Source organism: Phyllobacterium sp. P5_D12, from assembly GCF_054049495.1.
In genome coordinates, this window is sequence record NZ_JBFUMG010000717.1 from 1 (window position 1) to 1924 (window position 1924).

Below are 1924 nucleotides of genomic sequence, written 5' to 3' on the forward strand. Positions count from 1 at the left end.
GTACTCCCCGTTTGAAAAGGCCATTTCTGCTTGATCGGCTGGCGAGTGCGAGCAATCTKGATTTCAATTGTTAGGTTGCAGGCAAAGGCGATCAGCTTGGCACCGGGTCAGCTTTTGGGGCGCACGCTGAAGTCAGCGGACATTTTATCGGAAGCATTGTCCGGCAGCGTACAAAGAAACAAGTACGTTACTGTAACACTGCCGTCCGAGTAGGGCTGTCAGACCTTGGAACAACGAGCGGCTTTCCCAGAAATTTTCTCCATTTTGGTGAGACTTATCAAAAGGTTTCTCACCTCTATGCCTTGCATTCTCCGCTCAACGCGTCACAAATAAGCGAATCTGACACATATACTAGTATGGTGGAGCACGCTGCTATGTGGAATCAGGTCTATAATCCTTTCGACAATTCTGTTCTTTCGACGATGGCAGCCGCAATACCTGTTGTGGTCTTGCTGGGGATGATCGCGTCCAACAAGGTCAAGGTGCACATCGCGGCTATCATTGCGCTTATCCTTGCAAATCTGGTGGCGATCTTCATCTTCACCATGCCTGCCGGATTATCGATCCGCGCATCGTTGCTCGGTGTAGTCACTGGCTTCTTTCCAATCGGCTGGATCGTCCTCAACGTTATCTTTCTCTACCGTCTCACGGTGGAGCGGGGGGTATTCGAAACGCTGCAGAATACGATCGGCGGGGTAACCCGCGACCGCCGTCTGCAGATCCTGCTCATCGCATTTTCGTTCGGCGCGTTCTTCGAAGGCGCTTCCGGATTCGGTACGCCAGTTGCGGTTACCGCCGCGATCCTGATCGGCCTCGGATTTTCGCCGCTCGCGGCGTCGGGTCTTTCCCTGATCGCCAATACCGCACCGGTTGCCTATGGTGCTTTGGGTACACCCATCGCCGGGCTGTCGAGTGTCACCGGCATCGACCCCTTCCTGCTCGGCGCCATGGTAGGGCGCCAGTTGCCGTTCTTCTCGCTGATCGTGCCATTCTGGGTCGTCTGGGCATTTGCCGGATACAAGGGCACGAAGGAAGTCTGGCCCGCAATACTCGTGACCGGCGTTTCCTTTGCCGTGCCGCAGTTCCTGATCTCCAACTTCGTCAATCCATGGATCGTCGATATCGGCGCATCGCTCATCTCGATGGCGTGCCTCATCGGGTTCCTGCGCATCTGGCAACCGCAGGTCATCTGGACATCCGCCAAGTTGCGTATCCGCGATGATTCCGCCAGCCAGGCGCCCCAGGTGAAAGCCTCGAAACGAGAACCGACGCGCGCTGAAGTCTGGGCCTCGCTGACGCCGTGGATCATTGTTTGCGCCGTCCTGCTCCTCTGGGGGACGGACTGGTTCAAGGGAATGGTCAATCCATGGGCAACGCTGAGCTTCGAAGTGCCTGGCCTGAACAATATGATAGCCAAGGTTGCACCGATTGCCGCTACCCCGACCCCGGAAAAGGCTGTTTTTGCCTTCACATGGTTGTCCTATACGGGTTCTGGCATGCTCATCGCAGCAATTATCTCCGGCTTCATCATGGGCTATTCGCCGCTGGAATTGATCCGCAGTTATGGGCGGACTCTCAAGCTCTGCGCCTATTCCCTCATCACCATCTCGGCCATGCTGGCGATTGGTACACTTACCCGGCTCTCCGGCATCGATGCGACGCTCGGTTTGGCCTTTGCGGCAACAGGCGTGCTCTACCCGTTCTTCGGAACGTTGCTTGGCTGGCTCGGCGTGGCGCTGACCGGGTCGGATACGGCTTCCAACGTACTCTTCGGCAATCTGCAGAAAATCACATCGGAACAGCTCGGCCTGCCACCCATTCTCATGGCCGCCGCCAACTCCTCCGGCGGTGTCATGGGCAAGATGATCGACGCACAGTCCATCGTCGTCGCCTCGACGGCCACCAACTGGTACGGCCACGAAGG

Annotated in this window: 1 protein-coding gene; it reads left to right on the forward strand. The window is 56.8% G+C overall.

Annotation, left to right across the window (positions count from 1 at the left end; genetic code table 11):
* Positions 1 to 374: 374 nt before the first annotated feature.
* The coding region (locus tag ACXJ5O_RS25630) for an L-lactate permease (protein WP_457302366.1) at positions 375 to 1924 on the forward strand (1550 nt) is incomplete at its 3' end.